Source organism: Xanthomonas sp. MLO165 (assembly GCF_018831305.1).
GTDB classification, from domain to species: Bacteria; Pseudomonadota; Gammaproteobacteria; order Xanthomonadales; family Xanthomonadaceae; genus Xanthomonas; species Xanthomonas arboricola.
This window is the reverse complement of record NZ_CP029263.1, coordinates 2,860,770-2,877,654: the sequence shown is the minus strand read 5'-3', so window position 1 is coordinate 2,877,654 and position 16,885 is coordinate 2,860,770. Positions and strand designations below refer to the sequence as shown.

General features: G+C 68.1%; 16 protein-coding genes and 1 tRNA gene. 11 read left to right on the top strand and 6 right to left on the bottom strand.

Features of this window, described 5'->3' with window-relative positions:
- Positions 1 to 97: 97 nt before the first annotated feature.
- A complete protein-coding gene (locus DGN21_RS12075; RefSeq protein WP_126966007.1) occupies positions 98 to 634 on the bottom strand; it encodes a lipocalin family protein in 537 nt (178 codons plus the stop codon).
- Positions 635 to 813: 179 nt separating this feature from the next.
- On the opposite strand from DGN21_RS12075, the gene DGN21_RS12070 reads away from it, so the two are divergent.
- Positions 814 to 889 (top strand) — tRNA-Phe (locus DGN21_RS12070).
- A gap of 251 nt (positions 890 to 1,140) precedes the next feature.
- Positions 1,141 to 1,332 (top strand): hypothetical protein, encoded by a 192-nt coding sequence (locus DGN21_RS12065; protein WP_080931335.1) that lies wholly within the window; start codon positions 1,141 to 1,143, stop codon positions 1,330 to 1,332.
- Positions 1,333 to 1,466: 134 nt separating this feature from the next.
- On the opposite strand, the gene DGN21_RS12060 is transcribed toward DGN21_RS12065, so the two are convergent.
- Positions 1,467 to 2,141 (bottom strand): methyltransferase domain-containing protein, encoded by a 675-nt coding sequence (locus tag DGN21_RS12060; RefSeq protein ID WP_047128899.1) that lies wholly within the window; start codon positions 2,139 to 2,141, stop codon positions 1,467 to 1,469.
- Positions 2,142 to 2,411: 270 nt separating this feature from the next.
- Between DGN21_RS12060 and DGN21_RS12055 the strand changes: the two genes are divergently transcribed.
- Both DGN21_RS12055 and DGN21_RS12050 read left to right on the top strand, forming a co-directional pair.
- Positions 2,412 to 2,744 (top strand): SMR family transporter, encoded by a 333-nt coding sequence (locus tag DGN21_RS12055; protein WP_039523025.1) that lies wholly within the window; start codon positions 2,412 to 2,414, stop codon positions 2,742 to 2,744.
- A gap of 134 nt (positions 2,745 to 2,878) precedes the next feature.
- Entirely contained in the window at positions 2,879 to 4,504 is a 1,626-nt protein-coding gene (locus DGN21_RS12050; RefSeq protein WP_126966008.1) for a hybrid sensor histidine kinase/response regulator, read from the top strand.
- Positions 4,505 to 4,781: 277 nt separating this feature from the next.
- Here DGN21_RS12050 and DGN21_RS12045 read toward each other — a convergent pair whose 3' ends face one another.
- The 4 genes from DGN21_RS12045 to DGN21_RS12030 all read right to left on the bottom strand — a co-directional run bounded on the left by DGN21_RS12045 (position 4,782) and on the right by DGN21_RS12030 (position 9,068).
- Positions 4,782 to 5,060 (bottom strand): oxidative damage protection protein, encoded by a 279-nt coding sequence (locus DGN21_RS12045; RefSeq protein WP_016902008.1) that lies wholly within the window; start codon positions 5,058 to 5,060, stop codon positions 4,782 to 4,784.
- Positions 5,061 to 5,082: 22 nt separating this feature from the next.
- On the bottom strand, positions 5,083 to 6,156 hold the full coding sequence (gene mutY, locus DGN21_RS12040; RefSeq protein ID WP_126966009.1) for an A/G-specific adenine glycosylase: 1,074 nt from the start codon (positions 6,154 to 6,156) through the stop codon (positions 5,083 to 5,085).
- 338 nt (positions 6,157 to 6,494) lie between these two features.
- The gene (gene ftsY, locus DGN21_RS12035) at positions 6,495 to 8,147 is read right to left on the bottom strand and encodes a signal recognition particle-docking protein FtsY (protein ID WP_160954477.1); all 1,653 of its coding nucleotides are present in this window, start codon (positions 8,145 to 8,147) and stop codon (positions 6,495 to 6,497) included.
- Between the two features lie 204 nt (positions 8,148 to 8,351).
- Positions 8,352 to 9,068 (bottom strand): AraC family transcriptional regulator, encoded by a 717-nt coding sequence (locus tag DGN21_RS12030; protein WP_024937898.1) that lies wholly within the window; start codon positions 9,066 to 9,068, stop codon positions 8,352 to 8,354.
- 160 nt (positions 9,069 to 9,228) lie between these two features.
- Here DGN21_RS12030 and DGN21_RS12025 point away from each other — a divergent pair, with 160 nt between their 5' ends.
- From DGN21_RS12025 to DGN21_RS11995, 7 genes are all read left to right on the top strand, one after another.
- On the top strand, positions 9,229 to 10,167 hold the full coding sequence (locus DGN21_RS12025) for a proline racemase family protein (protein ID WP_126966012.1): 939 nt from the start codon (positions 9,229 to 9,231) through the stop codon (positions 10,165 to 10,167).
- On the top strand, positions 10,167 to 11,357 hold the full coding sequence (locus DGN21_RS12020) for an FAD-dependent oxidoreductase (RefSeq protein ID WP_126966013.1): 1,191 nt from the start codon (positions 10,167 to 10,169) through the stop codon (positions 11,355 to 11,357). Before DGN21_RS12025 ends, DGN21_RS12020 begins: the two co-directional genes overlap by 1 nt.
- The gene (locus tag DGN21_RS12015) at positions 11,354 to 11,599 is read left to right on the top strand and encodes a 2Fe-2S iron-sulfur cluster-binding protein (protein ID WP_024937895.1); all 246 of its coding nucleotides are present in this window, start codon (positions 11,354 to 11,356) and stop codon (positions 11,597 to 11,599) included. Before DGN21_RS12020 ends, DGN21_RS12015 begins: the two co-directional genes overlap by 4 nt.
- Positions 11,592 to 12,905: an FAD/NAD(P)-binding oxidoreductase gene (locus DGN21_RS12010; RefSeq protein WP_215824929.1), complete on the top strand. Its 1,314-nt coding sequence runs from the start codon at positions 11,592 to 11,594 to the stop codon at positions 12,903 to 12,905. The genes DGN21_RS12015 and DGN21_RS12010 overlap by 8 nt, the downstream gene beginning before the upstream one ends.
- Entirely contained in the window at positions 12,902 to 13,810 is a 909-nt protein-coding gene (locus tag DGN21_RS12005) for a dihydrodipicolinate synthase family protein (protein WP_054592585.1), read from the top strand. Before DGN21_RS12010 ends, DGN21_RS12005 begins: the two co-directional genes overlap by 4 nt.
- Positions 13,811 to 13,996: 186 nt before the next feature.
- On the top strand, positions 13,997 to 15,613 hold the full coding sequence (locus tag DGN21_RS12000) for an aldehyde dehydrogenase family protein (protein WP_126966015.1): 1,617 nt from the start codon (positions 13,997 to 13,999) through the stop codon (positions 15,611 to 15,613).
- Positions 15,610 to 16,809 carry a Xaa-Pro peptidase family protein gene (locus tag DGN21_RS11995; protein WP_126966016.1) on the top strand — a complete coding sequence of 400 codons (1,200 nt, stop codon included), beginning with the start codon at positions 15,610 to 15,612 and terminating at the stop codon, positions 16,807 to 16,809. The genes DGN21_RS12000 and DGN21_RS11995 overlap by 4 nt, the downstream gene beginning before the upstream one ends.
- The last annotated feature ends 76 nt before the right edge of the window (positions 16,810 to 16,885 follow it).

Here is a 16,885-nt window from a genome sequence, read left to right as displayed (position 1 = left end):
CTACGCAGTACGGACGCTGCCTTGCTGCCTTGCGGCGTGTCCGTATGCAGGCGTTGCGGCACATCACGCGGCACGGCCTGCGTTCAGGCTGCTGGCGTCAACGCAAGGGCGCAGCCACGATCAGCGGCGACAGGTCGTAGCCCATCTGCGTGGCCTGACGCTTGAGTTGCTCGAACTGCGCGCGCGGCATCTGTGGCGAGCGCGACAGGATCCACAGGTATTTGCGATCCGGCTCGCCGACCACCGCCCATTGGTAGTCCGGGTCGAGCGCGATCACCCAATAGTCGGCCCACACCAGCGGCAACCAGCTCAGCCACTCCGGCGCAAAGCGCACCTGCAGCTGCCCGGGCCGGCCCTCGACCGGCCGTGCCACTCCCTCGGCCTGGGTCAGCTCGCCATCGGCGCTGCGGCAGCCGTTGCGCACGCCGATCAAGCCATCGTCGCGCAAGGTGTAGCTGGCGGTGATGTCGCTGCGGCACTTCTTCTGGAACGACACCGGAAGATGCGCGATCTCGTGCCACTGCCCGGCGTAGCGGGAGATGTCCAGTTGCGGCACTGCGCGTACCGGCTGTTGGGCCGCGGCCATCAACGGCAGCAGCAAGGCGAACGACAACAGCAGGCAGGGCAGGCGCATGACATTCTCCTCGGGACCTGCGCAGGCTAGGCCATGCTGCCTTCCGCGCGGTGTGAACCGATGCAGGAAAGCGCCGTCGCCGCGCCGGCCCGCAACAAAGTTCATCGCAACGCTTGCTCAAACTGCGCCTGCTCGCTATGATGCGCGTCCTCGCAACGCAGGCAGCATGTTGCGATAGTGGCCGAGTAGCTCAGTTGGTAGAGCAGGGGATTGAAAATCCCCGTGTCGGCGGTTCGATTCCGTCCTCGGCCACCATTTCCACGCCTTCGTTCGCAAGGCGTCCCGGCAATCGCCGGATGTGCAAACTCTCTTCCTTGTTTTGTCGATGCCACGTTGCGGCGACTGCTGCGGATGGACTTGTTGCGTTTGCCGGCAGACCTGGCGCCTGCGGCGGTGGTTTTCCACGTGGTCTTCAACTGCGCGTGGCGATACTTCCGGGCATGACGCACAGAACACTTCGACGCACGTTGATTCACGGCTACTGCGGTGAGTTCCGCGTGGAAACGATGGAAAGTCAGGCCCCTGGACAGACGCAGTGGTCGTCGACGGCGTTCGTGTATCACCGCGACCATCCTTCGCCGATCGCCACGATCGAAGGCGCAGGGCAGGGCGAATATCGCGGCGATGCGCGCGAGCAGGCACTGCGCGTGGGTTCCTGTCTTGCCGAGTTTCTGGACCCGAAGGAATACCGGCTCTGACGACTTGGCGCCCGCTCTGCGGCGCCAGGCTCCGCCGATGCGCATGAGCGGGCGCCAGAAGCGCAAGGCCGATCCGTGCAGGCCGATCGCGCTGTCTGCCTATACGCCTGCACCCGAGTGACGCGGCAGGGTGATCAACCGCCTGCCGGCCACCAGTTGTCCATGTTGCGCCGGTAGACGAACAGGCGCGGCGCCTTGGCCACCTGCGCTGCGGCCTGGCGTTCGCCGGCGACCAACGAAAACCCGATGTCCGCCAGCATGCGCGAGAGCGCGTTGGCGTTGCCGCGGCCCGGATCGCTGATGACGATCTCGCACGAAGGCCTGGCCAGCGCGGGAATGAGGCTGGCCAACATGGTGGCGTGGCGGGTTTCGTACAGCACGTCGCTGGCGATGATCATGTCGAACTGGCCCATGTTCAGCGCGCCGGCGTCCCAGTCGAGCCGGCGATACGGCACCGAGTCCAGGGAGTTGAGTGCGGCGTTGTACGCCAGGAACACCTCTGCCAGCGGGTGATGATCGCTGGCGACCACGTCGGCGCCGCGCCGGCGCAACACCAGGCTGGCCAGCCCCAGGCCGCAGCCGAGTTCGAGAATGCGCCGGCCTTCGATCGGGCGCGTGGCCATTGCTTCGGCCAGTAGCTGGCCGGCAGGCCAGACCTGCCCGAACAGGCTCCACTGCGCCGAGGAGATGCCGGCATCGGCCGCACTCTCGTCCGGATCGGCGTATTGCTGTTTGTCGGCAAGTGCGCGGATGACGTAGGTCAGTTGCCCGAAGGTCAACTCGTGAATCTGGGTCTGGTAGCCCGGCATGGTGGCATCGCATGATTGCCAGAGCCTGCGCTGGCTGGAAAGACGCGCGCAACGGCGCCAGAACGGCCGAATGAAGCGCAAGAGCTGCTTGCTGCCTGCGCATGCTACGGCAAAACGACCGATGCACCTGCCTGCCAATGCTCGCCCGCCGTGCCTTCATTAGCCTGCTTTCAGCAAGCGACGGCGCAGGCAATGGCGCACAGCGACGCGCTTGCAAGCAAGCCGGTGCCTGCGGCTATGGTCGCCGCATTCCACGGGCAAGGTGCGGCGATGAAGAACTGGATATTCCTGGCAATCGCGATCTGCGCAGAAGTCACCGCCACGGCGGCGCTCAAATCGAGTGAAGGCTTCACGCGCATGTGGCCATCGCTGCTCACCGTGCTGGGCTACGGCATTTCGTTCTATTTCCTGGCGCTGACGCTGCGCGTGATCCCGGTCGGCATCGCCTACGCCATGTGGTCGGGCGCGGGCATCGTGTTGATTTCGCTGGTGGCCTGGGCCGTGCACGGACAACGGCTGGATGCGCCCGCGCTGCTGGGCATGGGCCTGATCGTGGCCGGTGCGGTGGTCATCAACGTGTTTTCCAAGGTGGCGCCGCATTAGCGCGTGCTGCCTGCCGCACGCCGGGTTGCATCGGCGGGCGCGGCCGTACGGGAAAGGCTCATGGATGTGAGGAATCAACTCACCGGCCCCAACTAGACTATCGCCACGGGAATGGCCCCGCGGAGAACATGCACTTGAACGATCCTGGTAACGGAGAGCTGCGGGCGCCTCATATCAGCGAATCTCGCAGCCTGCCTGTGGAGAAGCATCGCTCGGATATCTTTTTTGCCGCGGTGGAAACCACGCGCATGCCGATGACGGTCACCGACCCGCACCTGCCCGACAATCCGATCGTGTTCGCCAACCGGGCGTTCCTGGAAATGACCGGGTATTCGTCCGAGGAGATCATCGGCAACAACTGCCGTTTCCTGCAGGGCCCGGAAACCGATCCGGCCAGCGTGCAGGACGTGCGCGAGTCCATCGAGCAACGCCGCGAATTCGCCACCGAGGTGCTGAATTACCGCAAGGATGGCTCCTCGTTCTGGAACGCGCTGTTCGTCTCGCCGGTGTTCGACGAGCAAGGCAACCTGGTCTACTTCTTCGGTTCGCAGCTGGACGTGAGTCGTCGCCGCGATGCCGAGGACGCCTTGCGCCAGGCGCAGAAGATGGAAGCGCTGGGGCAGTTGACCGGCGGCATCGCGCACGATTTCAACAATCTGCTGCAGGTGATGTCCGGGCATCTGGAAGTGATCCAGATGATGGTCTCCGGCGATGCCGCCAGGAATGCCGAACGCATCGCCTTCAGCGCCGAACATGCCGCAACCGCCGCGGCCAAGGCGGCCACCCTGACCCAGCAATTGCTGGCGTTTTCGCGCAAGCAGAAATTGCGGGGGCGGGTGGTCAATCTCAATGGCCTGGTGTCGGGCATGAACAACATGGCCGAGCGCACGCTGGGGGGCGGCATCAGCCTGCGGCAGTCGCTGGAAGAGGGGTTGTGGAACTGCCAGATCGACACCACCCAGGCCGAAGTGGCGTTGTTGAACGTGCTGATCAATGCGCGCGATGCGATGACGCAGTCCGAGCGCAAGGAAGTGACCGTGCAGACCCAGAACGTGGAAATCACCAGCCACGATCTGGCCATGCACCACCAGTTGGCGCCGGGTCGCTATGTGAGCATTGCCGTCAGCGACACGGGCTTGGGCATGCCGCCGGAGGTGGCCAGCCGCGTCATGGAGCCGTTCTTTACCACCAAGGACGAGGGGCAGGGCACAGGCCTGGGTCTGTCGATGGTGTACGGCTTCGTCAAGCAGTCCGGCGGCACCGTGCGCATCTACAGCGAAGTGGGCGAAGGCACCACGGTGCGGTTGTATTTCCCCGCATCCAACGAATTCGAGAACGACCTGCAGGCCGTCAAGAGCCGTGCCATCGACAAGGGCGGCAGCGAAACCATCCTGGTGGTGGAAGACAAGCAGGACGTGGCGGTGGTGGCCAGGATGTTCCTGGAAAACGCCGGTTACCGCATTCTCTCTGCAGCCAGCGGGCGCGAGGCGATCGAGTTACTCGAGCAGCATGCGGAAGTGGATGCGCTGTTCACCGATCTGATCATGCCCGGCGGCATGAATGGTGTGGTGCTGGCCCGCGAGGCGCGGCGCATGCTGCCCAGGATCAAAGTCCTGCTGACCACCGGCTATGCCGATGCCAGCATTCAGCGCACCGACGTGGGCGGCGCGGAGTTCGACGTGGTCAACAAACCGTATACGCAGAAGGAGCTGCTCAAGCGGATCCGCATGCTGCTGGACGGGCCGACCGGCGTCGGTTGAGGCGCACGCATCCGGGCGATGCGATGCCCGGATGTCGCCTGCAGATGGTCGCTGCGATCGTGCAGCGGCGGCTGCGCTGCAGGCTTATCCTGCGCTACGCCCGTTTCGTTCTGTTCTGTCTGAGAACGGCTGAAGCCGCGGCCAGCAATGCCCGGCCCGAAGGAAGTGTTGCGCAGGATCTGGAGGGCATGCGTGATGCATGCCGATCCCGGTTACCGGCCGCGCCTGTCCGGCAGTGAGTGCAGTGGTCTGTTGGACGCACTGAATCCTGACGTGCTTACTCTTCGCTCATCGGCGCGACATAGCCATCCGGCTTGTCGGCGTTGCGCTCGAACAGGAACTTCTGCAATTCGGCTTCGAGAAATGCGCGGTGCTTGGGGTCGCGCGGCGACAGCCGGTTTTCGTTGATCAGCATGGTCTGATGCGCCAGCCAGGCCTGCCATGCGCTCTTGCCGATCTGCGCGAACACGCGCTGGCCGAGCTCGCCGGGATACGGCACAAAATCCAGGCCTTCGGTGTCGCATTGCTGGTACTGGCAGAACACGGTGCGGGACATGCGGATTCCTTTGAGTGCGCGCCTAGAGGGCGTCGAGCAGTTTGCGGATCGGCGCCGGCAAGCCCAGCGATGCGAGATCGGCGCGGGCGACCCAGCGCAGGTCGTCATTGTCGCGTACCGCCGGGCGTAGTGCGACCTTGCCGATGCGCAAGGGCTGCAGATGCAGGCGGTAATGACTGAAGGTGTGCACGATCAGCGGCAGTTCGTCGGCGCGGTCGTAGTTGCCATCGATGTGTTTGTCGAACCATGCGCGCATGCCGCTGTCGGTCTCGGCCTGCGGCAGCGTCCATAGCGAGGCCCAGATGCCGGTCGGCGGGCGGCGCTGCAGCAGGATCTGCCTGTCTGCGTTTTCCAGCAGCAAGGCGGTGGCTTCGCGCTCGGGCAACGCCTTGCCGGGCTTGGGCGTGGGCAGTGCGTCCACCAGGCCATCGCGGCGCGCCACGCAATCGTCCTGCAGCGGGCACAGCACGCAGGCCGGTTTGGCGCGTGTGCATAGCGTGGCGCCGAAATCCATCTGCGCCTGGGTGTAGTCGGCCAGGCGGCCGGCCGGCACCTGCGCCACATGCGTCGTCGCCAGTTGCCATAACTGCTTTTCGATCGCCGGCAGGCCGGGATAGCCGGCAATGCCGTGGAAGCGCGTCAGCACGCGTTTGACGTTGCCGTCCATGATCGCGAAGCGGTCGTTCCAGGCCTGGCTGAGGATCGCGCCGGCGGTGCTGCGGCCGATGCCGGGCAACGCCAGCAAGGCATCGAAATCGCGTGGCAGCTCGCCATCGTGCAGGGCGACGCATTGCCGGGCTGCGGCATGCAGGTTGCGTGCGCGTGCGTAGTAGCCCAACCCGGCCCAGTGCGCCATCACGGTGTCGTTGTCGGCTGCGGCCAGGTCGGCCAGGGCCGGAAAGCGGGCGACGAACTTGTGGAAATACGGTATGACCACCGCAACCTGGGTCTGCTGCAGCATGATTTCCGACAACCACACCCGGTAGGGCGCGCGCGGATGTTGCCAGGGCAGGTCGTGGCGGCCGTGGCCGTCGAACCAGTGCAGCAGGCGGTTGACGAAGGCGTCAGCGGTGGCAGTGGCGTGATCGGCTGGCATGGGGTCTGCTGGCGAAGGAGGGCGATGACGGCGGGCGGATGACGCCCGGCTGTGCGCGTATGGCGGTAGGCCGATCAGTGCAGCGGAAACGCAAGTCCAACCCGGCATTGGTCGCAGAAGAAGCCTTCATCGCCAGGCCAGTGCGGTGCGGCCGGTGCATGGTAATGAACCAGCTCTGCATGGCGCCGCGCCTGCTTGCGCAACGCCGCCGGCAACGGCTGGGCGAACTCCAGCACACGTCTGGCGCGCGACCAGTCGCCGGACACTCCCCGTAGCGTGCAGCCTGCCTGCAGCGCCTGCGCGCACAACGCTTGCAGATGCGGGCAGGCCTCTGTCACTCAGCTGCCCAGTGCTTCCGGCAGCAGGGCGTCGACGAAGGCGACCGGGTCGAACACGCGCAGGTCTTCCGGGCGTTCGCCGATGCCGGCGAAGCGGATCGGGATATTGAACTCGCGCGCCAGTGCGAACACCACGCCGCCCTTGGCGGTGCCATCGAGCTTGGTGACGACCAGGCCGGTGACGCCGACCGCGGCATGGAACTGGCGCAGCTGCGAGATGGCGTTCTGGCCGGTAGTGCCGTCGATGACCATCAGCACCTCGTGCGGTGCGGCGGCATCGATCTTGCCGAGCACGCGACGGATCTTGCCCAGCTCGTTCATCAGCCCGGTCTGGGTGTGCAGGCGGCCGGCGGTGTCGGCGATCAACACCTCGGTGCCACGCGCCTTGGCGGCCTGCAGCGCGTCGAACGCCACCGAGGCGGCGTCGGCATTCTGCCCCTGCGCGATCACGGCCACGCCGTTGCGATCGCCCCAGGCCTGCAGCTGCGCCACCGCCGCGGCGCGGAAGGTGTCGCCGGCGGCCAGCATCAGGCTGTTGCCGTCGTCCTTGAAGCGCTTGGCCAGCTTGCCGATGGTGGTGGTCTTGCCGACGCCGTTGACGCCGACGGTGAGCACCACGAAGGGCTTGGCCGAGCGGTCGATGACCAACGGTTTGGAAACCGGCTGCAGCAGCGCGATCAGATCGGCGCGCAATGCCTTGAACATCGCCTGCGCATCGGCGAACTCGCGCGACTTCATGCGCTTGCGCAGCCCTTCGACCAGGGCGGTGGTCGCGCCGATGCCGACGTCGGCGGTGATCAGCGCGGTTTCGATCTCGTCGAGCAGGTCGTCGTCGAGCTTGGGGTTACGCGAGAACAGACCGCCGAAGCTGCGCGCAAAGCTGCTGTTGCGCAGGCGGTCGCGCCAGCCCGGCTTGCCGGCCGGGGCGGCCGGTAGCGCATCGCGCTGGCCGACGATGCTGTCGTTGTCGGAACTGGCCGGCACTGGGGCGCTGATCACGGCCGGGGCGACGCCGCCGGGCGCGGCGGTGGGCAACGGGGCGACGGCCGGTTGCACTGCGGGCGCAGCTGTTGCGGCGGCAGGTGTCACGACAGCGGGTGTAACGACAGCAGGCGTGGCAGCAGGCGTGGCAGTCGACGGTACGACGGCGGGCGCGGCGCCTTGTGCAGGCGTCGGCGCAGGCGTGCCTGCCGGCTGCGCGGGTACGCTGTGCGGCTGCACGACCACCGGCGGCGGCACCACTACCGTGGGAGCGTGCGGCGCGGCAGACGGAAGCGGATCGGGCAGCGCCTGCAAGGCCGCAGGCGCCGGCGTGGCCGGCGGCGTGGGTGCATTGGGGACTGCGGCAACGCTCTGCGCCTGGCCAGTGCGCGTGGCGATGTCCTGGGCAAGTTGGTCGGCCGGTGCCGCGGCAGGCGGCGTTGCGGCGGGCGTCGGCGTTACCGCATCGCTGCGCGCGGGTGCGGCAGGCGCGGGTGATGATGGTGTGGCCGATGTGCCAGGTTCGGCAGTCGGCATTGCCTCGACCGGCGATGCCGGGGTGGCGGCAGACGGCGCGGTGGGGAATGCGGCTGCCAGTTCTTCCAGGCTATAGCGCGAGGTACGCGCGCTGTCGGGCGTGGTGGGCTTGTTACGGCGGAAAAAGCTGGCCATTGGCAACGCGGTAGGGGAAACCCGAAATTCTACCATCCGGGCCCAGGGTCGCCTTGACGCGACCTTCAGCGCGCCCTGCCTGTGCCACCTCCTGCGCGTCGCGACAGCGGTGCAACGACCTGCGCAAACCGCATCGCCGCAGTATCGCCAATGCTGCCGAATTCGGCATTTGTGCCAGCGGTGTGTCAGCGTGTGTTTGCGCGCCTACAACTGCCCCTTGAGCGCACGGTAATCGCGCGGGGTCATGCCGACGGTTGCCTTGAACTGACGCGCGAATGCGCTCTGGTCGGCAAAGCCGCAGCGTTGCCCGATGCTGGCGATGCTGTCGTCGCCGTACAGCAACCGCATCGCCGATTCGATCCGCAGCTTGGTCAGCAGTTGCTGCGGGGTCACCTGGAACACGCGGCGGAAGTGCCGTTCCAGCTGCGCCACCGACAGGCCGGCCAGGTCGGCCAGGCTCTGCACCCGCAGGTTGTCGCCGAAGTTGGCCTGCATGTGATCCATCACCTGGCTCAGGCGCTCGTACGCCGAGTGCCGGCTGTCGGGCTGGCCCAGATCGCGCGAAATGCCGACCACGCCAATCACTTCATTGGCCTCGCACAGCGGGCGCTTGAAGGTCAGGCACCAGCCGGGCAGGCGGTTGGGATACAGATGCACCTCCAGCTGGTTGTCGATGAGCTCGCCACACAGCACGCGGCGGTCCTGCATCATGTAGCTGCCGCCCAGCGGCAGCGGGAACACTTCCAGTGGCGAGCGGCCGATGATTTCGCTGCGCAATTTGCGTCCGAGCCGGCGCACCAGCGTCAGGTTGCAATGGGTGTAGCGGCCCTCGCTGTCCTTGATGAAGAACACCACGTCCGGCAGCGCATCGAATAGCGTCTGCATTTCCAGCGCGGGAAGGTTGAGGTCCATCGGCGTCATGGTGGCGGTCACGATTGACGGCTGCACGAAAGGCGCGGCCCTGTATTGATCCTAGCGCAAACGCGGGGCTGTGAACCGGGTTGTCGATTGTGCGGATTTCCGCATTTGCAACTCGCATTGGACGCTAGTCGTCCGCCAGCCGGCAGTGGGAGCATGAGCCATGCACACCATCGACGTCATCGACTCCCATACGGCCGGCGAACCTACCCGCGTGGTCCTCTCCGGCTTCCCCGATCTGGGCGATGGCGATCTGGCGCAATGCCGCGAACGGTTTGGCCGCGATTTCGACCAGTGGCGCAGCGCGATCGCCTGCGAACCGCGCGGCTCGGACACCATGGTCGGCGCCTTGCTGCTGCCGGCCCGCGACCCCAGCGCCTGCACCGGGGTGATCTTCTTCAACAACGTTGGCTACCTGGGCATGTGCGGGCACGGCACCATCGGCGTGGTGCGTACGCTGGCCGAGCTGGGGCGTATCGCGCCGGGCCAGCACCGCATCGAGACGCCGGTCGGCACGGTCGGCGTGGAACTGGCCGAAGACGGCACGGTGTCGGTCGACAATGTCGACAGCTATCGCGTTGCAACCGACGTCGACGTGGACGTGCCCGGTTACGGGCCGGTGCGTGGCGATGTGGCCTGGGGTGGCAACTGGTTCTTCATCACCGGGCAGGCGCCGTGTGCGCTGGACCTGGCACATCAGCGCGAGCTGACCGCCTATACCGAAGCGATCCGGCTGGCGCTGGAAGCGGCCGGCATCACCGGCGAGGCCGGCGGCGAGATCGACCATATCGAAATCAACGGCAGCGCACCGGACGGCAGCGGCGTGGCGCGCAACTTCGTGCTGTGCCCGGGGCTGGCCTACGACCGTTCGCCGTGCGGCACCGGCACCAGCGCCAAGCTGGCCTGCCTGGCCGCCGACGGCAAGCTGGCCGAAGGCGAGCGCTGGGTACAGCAGGGCATTCTGGGCAGCGCCTTCGAAGGCAGCTATCGCCTGAGCGGGCGCGGCATTGCGCCACGCATCCGCGGGCATGCCTACATCACCGCACGCGCGCAGCTGCTGATCGACCCGGCCGACCCGTTTGCCTGGGGCATCGTGGCCTGATGGACGACGTGCGGCCCGCATCGGAGGGAGTTGGCAGCGCGCCGGCCGCCGATGCGGGGCCGTCGGCAGCGTCCACGCGACGCAGCTACGACCTGATCGTGGTGGGCGCGGGCATCGTCGGCGCGGCCTGCGCCGAGGCGGCCGCGTGCGAAGGGCTGCGGGTGGCGATCGTCGAGCCGGGGCCGATCGGCGGCGGTTCCACCGCGGCGGCGATGGGGCACCTGGTGGCGATGGACGACGACCCGGCCGAGCTGGCGTTGTCGGCGTATTCGCTGCGGCTGTGGGAGCGCTTCGCACAACTGAGCGAGGCCGAATTCAGCCGCTGCGGCACGCTGTGGGTAGCCCGCGATGCGCGCGAACTGGCGGCAATGCCGGCCAAGATCGCGCGGTTGGCGGCGGCCGGCCTGCATGCCGACGCGATCGATGCCAGCCAGTTGTATGCACTGGAGCCGCAACTGGTGGCGGGCCTGGCCGGCGGCATGCTGGTGCCGGGTGAGGCCGTGGTGTACCCGCCGCGGGTGGCGCGGCATCTGGTGAGCCTGGCCTGCAAGGCGGGCGCGCAGCTGTTTGCCGGCCGCAAGGTGGAGCAGTTGCAGGCGCATGGGGTGCGTCTGGACGATGGCCAGCTGTTGGCCGGCCCGGTGCTGGTGGCCAGCGGGGTGGCCTTGCCGCAGTTGCTGCCGGAGTTGGCGCTGCGCCCGCGCAAGGGCCATCTGGTCATCACCGACCGCCATCCTGGTTTGATCCGGCATCAGCTACTGGAACTGGGCTATGCCGATTCGGCGCATGGCGCCGACGCCACCAGCGTGGCCTTCAATGTGCAGCCGCGGCCGACCGGGCAGATCCTGATCGGCTCCTCGCGCCAGTTCGGCGAGCACGACCGCGCGCTGTCGCTGCCGGTGTTGCAGCAGATGCTGCAGCGCGCATTCGCCTATCTGCCGGTGCTGCGCGAGTTGCAGGCGATCCGGGTGTGGACCGGGCTGCGCCCGGCCACGCCGGACGGGCGCCCGTACCTCGGGGCGGTGCCCGGCCGGCGCGATGTGTGGGTAGCCGCCGGTCATGAGGGGCTGGGCGTCACCACGGCGCTGGGGAGCGCCCGGGTGATCGTGGACAGCCTGCTTGGGCGCACGCCGGCCATCGACCCCAGCCCATACGCTCCGGCGCGCGCCGTGCATGGTGCAGCCGCATGAGCGCGACGGTGCGCCTGCACGTGGATGCGCAAGCGGTCGAGGTGCCGGCCGGCGCCAGCGTGGCCGCTGCGGTGGCGCAGGCGACGCTGCAGTTCCGGCAGTCGTGCAGCGGCCAGCCGCGCGCGCCGTTGTGCGGCATGGGCGTGTGTTTCGAATGCAGGGTGCGCATCGACGGCATCGGTCAGCAACGCGCCTGCCTGGTGGATGCGCGCGACGGCATGCAGGTACGCACCGATGGTTGAGCGCGTGCAGCATTTCGATGTGCTGGTGATCGGCGCCGGCCCGGCCGGCCTGGCGGCGGCGCAGGCAGCGGCCAGTCATGGCGTGCGGGTGGGCGTGGTCGACCTGCAGCCGCGTGCCGGCGGGCAGGTGTGGCGCAACGATGTGCGGCACGGCGCGCCGGCCGATGCGCGCGCGCTGTTGCGGCAGGTGCAGGGCGCGGCGTCGATCACGCTGCTGACGCAAACGCAGATTCTGCTGGCGCAGCCGGGCTGGCTGCTGGCCGATGGCCCGCACGGTTCCCTGCAACTGCATTACGCCGCCCTGGTGCTGGCCACCGGCGCGCGCGAATTGCTGCTGCCGTTTCCGGGCTGGACCTTGCCCGGCGTCACCGGCGCCGGCGCGGCGCAGGCGCTGGCCAAACAGGGCTGGCCGCTGGCCGGCAAGCGCGTGGTGGTCGCCGGCAGCGGCCCGCTGCTGGTGGCCAGTGCGGCCAGCTTGCAACGGCATGGCGCGCAGGTGCTTGGCATCCACGAACAGACCTCTGCAGCTGCGTTGCGGCAGTTCGCATTGCAGCTGTGGCGCTGGCCGGGCAAGGCCGCGCAGGCGGTGGCGCTGCGCCTGCAATTGCGCGCGGTGGCCTATCGCGCCGGCAGCTTTGTCGTTGCCGCACACGGCGACACGCAACTGCGTGAAATCGAGATCGAAGGGCCCACCGGCCGCACGCGTGTTGCCTGCGACCAGTTGGCGGTGGGCTATGGCCTGGTGCCGAACACCGAGCTCGCACAGCTGCTCGGTTGCCGGCTGGACGCGTACGGCGCGCATCAACAGGTGCATGTGGACGCGCTGCTGCGCACCAGCGTGCGGCAGGTCTTTGCAGCGGGCGAGGCCTGCGGCATCGGCGGGCGCGACTGCGCGCTGATCGAAGGCGCGATGGCCGGGCATATGGCTGCCGACGCGCCGGACGCGGCGCTGCGCCTGCAGCCGCGGCGGCGTGCCGCGCGTGCGTTCGCCGGGGTGCTGCAACAGCAGTTCGCGCTTGATCCACGCATCCGCGCGCTGGCGCAGCCCGACACGCTGGTATGCCGCTGCGAAGACGTGCCGCTGGGCGCGCTGGACAACTTCAACGATGCACGCGATGCCAAGCTCGCTTCGCGCTGCGGCATGGGCGCCTGCCAGGGCCGCATCTGCGGCACCGCGCTCGCCGAGCTTGGGCGCTGCCCGCCCGCGTTTTCCACCGACGCCGGCCGCCGGCCGCCGTTGTTCCCGGTCCGCCTCGCGGCGCTGGCCGACCCGTTCACTTCCGACTCGCAAGGGAATCATCCATGAGTATTGCTGCGTTCTGGCATGGCGTGCTGCCGGCCATCACCACCCCGTTCACCGCCTCCGGCGAGATCGATCACGACTTCCTCGCCAAGCACGCCAATCAACTGGTGGATGCCGGCTGCACCGCGATCGTGCCGCTGGGCTCGCTGGGCGAAGCGGCCACCTTGAGCGTGGACGACAAGATCGCCGTGCTCAAGACGCTGGTCGGCGCATTGAACGGCCGCGTGCCGGTGGTGCCGGGCATCGCCAGCCTGGCGACCGGTGAGGCGGTGGCGCTGGCCAAGGCGGCCAAGGACCTCGGTTGCGGCGGGCTGATGGTGTTGCCGCCCTACGTCTACTCCACCGACTGGCGCGAGATGGGCGCGCATGTGCGTGCGGTGATCGCCGCCACCGACCTGCCGGTGATCCTGTACAACAACCCGGTGGCCTACAAGACCGATTTCGGCCCCGCGCAGATCGCCGAGCTGGCCGCCGAATTCCCCAACCTGCAGGCAGTGAAGGAGTCCTCGGGCGACGTGCGCCGCTTCGCCGCGCTGCAGGAGCTGCTGGGGGATCGTCTGGCGCTGCTGGTGGGCATGGACGATGCCATCGTCGAAGGCCTGAGCATGGGCGCCAAGGGCTGGATCGCCGGCCTGGTCAACGCCTACCCGAAGGAATCGGTGCGCCTGTTCGAACTCGCGCGCGACGGTGGCTACCCGGCGGCCAAGGAACTCTACGACTGGTTCCTGCCGCTGCTGCGCCTGGATACCGTGCCCAAGTTCGTGCAGTTGATCAAACTGGTGCAGGAAAAGGTCGGCCTGGGCAGCGAGCGCGTGCGTGCGCCGCGCCTGGTGGTCGATGGTGCCGAGCGCGAGGCCGCGCTCAAGGTCATCGACCACGCCATCGCCACTGCGCCCACACTGTCCTGACGATGAGCTCGCGCTGCACGCCACCGGATGAGCGCCGCGCACGGATGCACGCGCGGACGCGGTGGCCGGCGTAGCGCGAGGTGGGTCGATGAGGATGTCGCATCAGCGCGGCATCCTCGTCGTTTTTTGGTCGGCCGCTGCCGCACAGTGCGCAGAATCTGTCCTCATGCAACCGAAGGTGCCGCAATGAACGAGACGCTCCAATCCCCTCCCGCACAGCAGGCCGAGGTATTGCTGGCCGGCCGGTGGCAACCCAGCCGCGCGGCGAGCGCCAGCTTCCGTGCCGCCGACCCGAGCACGGGCGAGGCGATCGGGCCGAAGTTTCCGGTCAGCGGGGCAGAGGATGTCGAAACCGCGGTTGCGGCAGCGCAAGCGGTTGCAGCGGAACTTGCCGCGGCACCGGTCGAACGGATCGCCGCATTCCTGGACGCCTACGCCGACGCACTGGACGCCGATGCCGACACCCTGGTCGCGCTGGCCCATGCCGAAACCGCATTGCCGGCGCCTACACGCTTGCGTGGCAACGAGCTGCCGCGCACCAGCGGGCAGTTGCGTCAGGCCGCCCAGGCGGTGCGCAGCTATAGCTGGACCCAACCCATCATCGATACCGCTGCCGATCTGCGTTCGCATCTGGCGCCACTCGGCAAGCCGGTGGTGGTGTTTGGCCCGAACAATTTCCCGTTCGCCTTCAATGCGATTGCCGGCAGCGATTTCGCCTCGGCCATTGCCGCGCGCAACCCGGTGATCGCCAAGGCGCATCCGCTGCATCCGGCCACCAGCCAGCGCATGGCGCAGCTTGCGCACACAGCCTTGCTTGCGGCGGGCCTGCCGGCTGCGGCGGTGCAGTTGCTGTATCACTTCGACAACGCCACCGGCCTGCGGCTGGCCGGCGATGCGCGGCTGGGGGCGATCGGCTTCACCGGCAGCCGTGCGGGCGGGCTGGCGCTGAAGGCCGCAGCCGATGCGGCCGGCGTGCCGTTCTATGCCGAGCTGTCCAGCGTCAACCCGGTGTTCCTGCTGCCGGGCGCATTGGCCGAACGCGGCGCGGCGCTGGCGCAGGAATTCTTCTCCTCGTGCACGCTGGGCAGCGGCCAGTTCTGCACCAATCCCGGGGTGGTGGTGGTGCCACAGGGCGAGGCCGGCGATGCGTTCGTGGCCGCGACCACGGCGCACTTCGAAGCCGCCATGCCGATGGTGCTGTTTTCCAGCGCAGGCGTGGAAGGCGTGCAACACGGTGTGGCAGCCCTGCGCGCTGCCGGCGCCGCGCTGCTTGCCGGCGGGCATACCGGCGAAGACGGCTATCGCCATGCGCCGACCTTGTTGAGCGTGGATGCGCAGGCGTTCCTCACCAGCCCGCATGCGTTGCAGACCGAGGCCTTCGGCCCGGTGAGCCTGCTGGTGCGTGCACGCGACGTGGCGCAGATGACGCAGATCGCCGCTGCATTCGAAGGCAACCTCACCGGCACCTTGTACCGCGCAACCGATGGCAGCGACGATGCGGCCTGGCAGGCCATCGCCCCGGTGCTGCGGGCGCGGGTGGGGCGCTTGATCAACAGCAAGATGCCGACCGGCGTGGCGGTGAGCGCGGCGCAGAACCATGGCGGGCCGTTTCCCAGCACCGGGCACCCGGGCTTCACCGCAGTGGGCATGCCCGGTTCGATCCGCCGCTTCGCCGCCCTGCACAGCTACGACGCGGTGCCGGACGCCTTGCTGCCGGCCGACTTGCGCCAGCGCAATCCGGGTGGCGTGGCGCGCCTGGTCGATGGGCAATGGAGCACCGCCGACCTTGGAGCCGGCGCATGAGCAGCCAGATCGGCGGGCTGTCGCTGGAACAGGCGCGCGCGCAATTGACGCCGTGGACGCAGCGCGCCGCGCCGATCGCCGCGCAGGAATACACACAGCGTATCGAACGCGCACGCCGCCTGATGCGCGCGCACGGCGTGGATGCGCTGTTGATCGGCGCTGGCACGTCGCTGCGTTATTTCACCGGCGTGCCCTGGGGCGCGAGCGAGCGGCTGGTCGCGCTGCTGCTCACGCTGGACGGCGACCCGGTGCTGATCTGCCCCGCGTTCGAAGAAGGCTCGCTGGATGCGGTGCTGAAGATCGCGGTCGCCAAACATCTGTGGGAAGAACACGAGGACCCGTACGCGCTGGTGGTGCAGGTGATGGACGACCGTCACGCGCATGCGCTGGCGCTGGATCCGGGCATCGCCTTTGCCGTGCACACCGGTCTGCGCGCGCACCTGGGCACGGCGATCCGCGATGCCGCGGCCATCATCGACGGCTGCCGCATGTGCAAGTCGCCGGCCGAGCTGGCGCTGATGCAGCAGGCCTGCGACATGACCTTGCTGGTGCAGCGGCTGGCCGCCGGCATCGCGCAGGAGGGCATCGGCACCGACCAGCTGGTGCGCTTCATCGACGAGGCGCACCGCGCGCTGGGCGCGGACAACGGTTCGACCTTCTGCATCGTGCAGTTCGGCCATGCCACCGCGTTCCCGCACGGCATTCCCGGCGTGCAGCACCTGCGTGCAGGCGAACTGGTGCTGATCGACACCGGCTGCACCGTGCAGGGTTATCACTCCGATATCACCCGCACCTGGATCTACGGCACGCCTGACGACGCGCAACGGCGCATCTGGGACCTGGAACAGGCGGCGCAGGCAGCCGCGTTTGCGGCGATCCGCCCCGGGCTCGCCTGCGAAGCGGTGGACCAGGCCGCGCGCAGCGTGCTGGAGGCGGCAGGGCTGGGGCCGGACTACCGCTTGCCGGGATTGCCGCACCGCACCGGCCATGGCTGCGGCCTGGCGATCCACGAAGCGCCGTATCTGGTGCGCGGCAATGCGCAGCCGCTGCAGCCGGGCATGTGCGCCAGCAACGAGCCGATGATCGTGGTGCCCGGTGCATTCGGGGTGCGCCTGGAAGACCACTTTTACGTCACCGATACCGGCGCGCAGTGGTTTACCCCGCCGTCGCCGGCGATCGACCAACCGTTCGCATGAGCCGTTACAGGCTCACGCACGCGTAGGAGCGCGCCCGGGCGCGACGGGCAGTCCCGATAAAGCCGTCGCGCTCAGG

What these genes read in the sequence shown, in the direction of transcription:
- DGN21_RS12005 (WP_054592585.1), top strand. Translation starts at nt 12,902, where the DNA reads ATGAGTATTGCTGCGTTCTGGCATGGCGTGCTGCCGGCCATCACCACC.
- DGN21_RS12025 (WP_126966012.1), top strand. Translation starts at nt 9,229, where the DNA reads ATGCACACCATCGACGTCATCGACTCCCATACGGCCGGCGAACCTACC.
- mutY (WP_126966009.1), bottom strand. Translation starts at nt 6,156, where the DNA reads ATGCCAGCCGATCACGCCACTGCCACCGCTGACGCCTTCGTCAACCGC.
- DGN21_RS12030 (WP_024937898.1), bottom strand. Translation starts at nt 9,068, where the DNA reads ATGACGCCGATGGACCTCAACCTTCCCGCGCTGGAAATGCAGACGCTA.
- DGN21_RS12000 (WP_126966015.1), top strand. Translation starts at nt 13,997, where the DNA reads ATGAACGAGACGCTCCAATCCCCTCCCGCACAGCAGGCCGAGGTATTG.
- DGN21_RS12015 (WP_024937895.1), top strand. Translation starts at nt 11,354, where the DNA reads ATGAGCGCGACGGTGCGCCTGCACGTGGATGCGCAAGCGGTCGAGGTG.
- DGN21_RS11995 (WP_126966016.1), top strand. Translation starts at nt 15,610, where the DNA reads ATGAGCAGCCAGATCGGCGGGCTGTCGCTGGAACAGGCGCGCGCGCAA.
- DGN21_RS12020 (WP_126966013.1), top strand. Translation starts at nt 10,167, where the DNA reads ATGGACGACGTGCGGCCCGCATCGGAGGGAGTTGGCAGCGCGCCGGCC.
- DGN21_RS12060 (WP_047128899.1), bottom strand. Translation starts at nt 2,141, where the DNA reads ATGCCGGGCTACCAGACCCAGATTCACGAGTTGACCTTCGGGCAACTG.
- DGN21_RS12045 (WP_016902008.1), bottom strand. Translation starts at nt 5,060, where the DNA reads ATGTCCCGCACCGTGTTCTGCCAGTACCAGCAATGCGACACCGAAGGC.
- ftsY (WP_160954477.1), bottom strand. Translation starts at nt 8,147, where the DNA reads ATGGCCAGCTTTTTCCGCCGTAACAAGCCCACCACGCCCGACAGCGCG.
- DGN21_RS12055 (WP_039523025.1), top strand. Translation starts at nt 2,412, where the DNA reads ATGAAGAACTGGATATTCCTGGCAATCGCGATCTGCGCAGAAGTCACC.
- DGN21_RS12065 (WP_080931335.1), top strand. Translation starts at nt 1,141, where the DNA reads ATGGAAAGTCAGGCCCCTGGACAGACGCAGTGGTCGTCGACGGCGTTC.
- DGN21_RS12010 (WP_215824929.1), top strand. Translation starts at nt 11,592, where the DNA reads ATGGTTGAGCGCGTGCAGCATTTCGATGTGCTGGTGATCGGCGCCGGC.
- DGN21_RS12075 (WP_126966007.1), bottom strand. Translation starts at nt 634, where the DNA reads ATGCGCCTGCCCTGCCTGCTGTTGTCGTTCGCCTTGCTGCTGCCGTTG.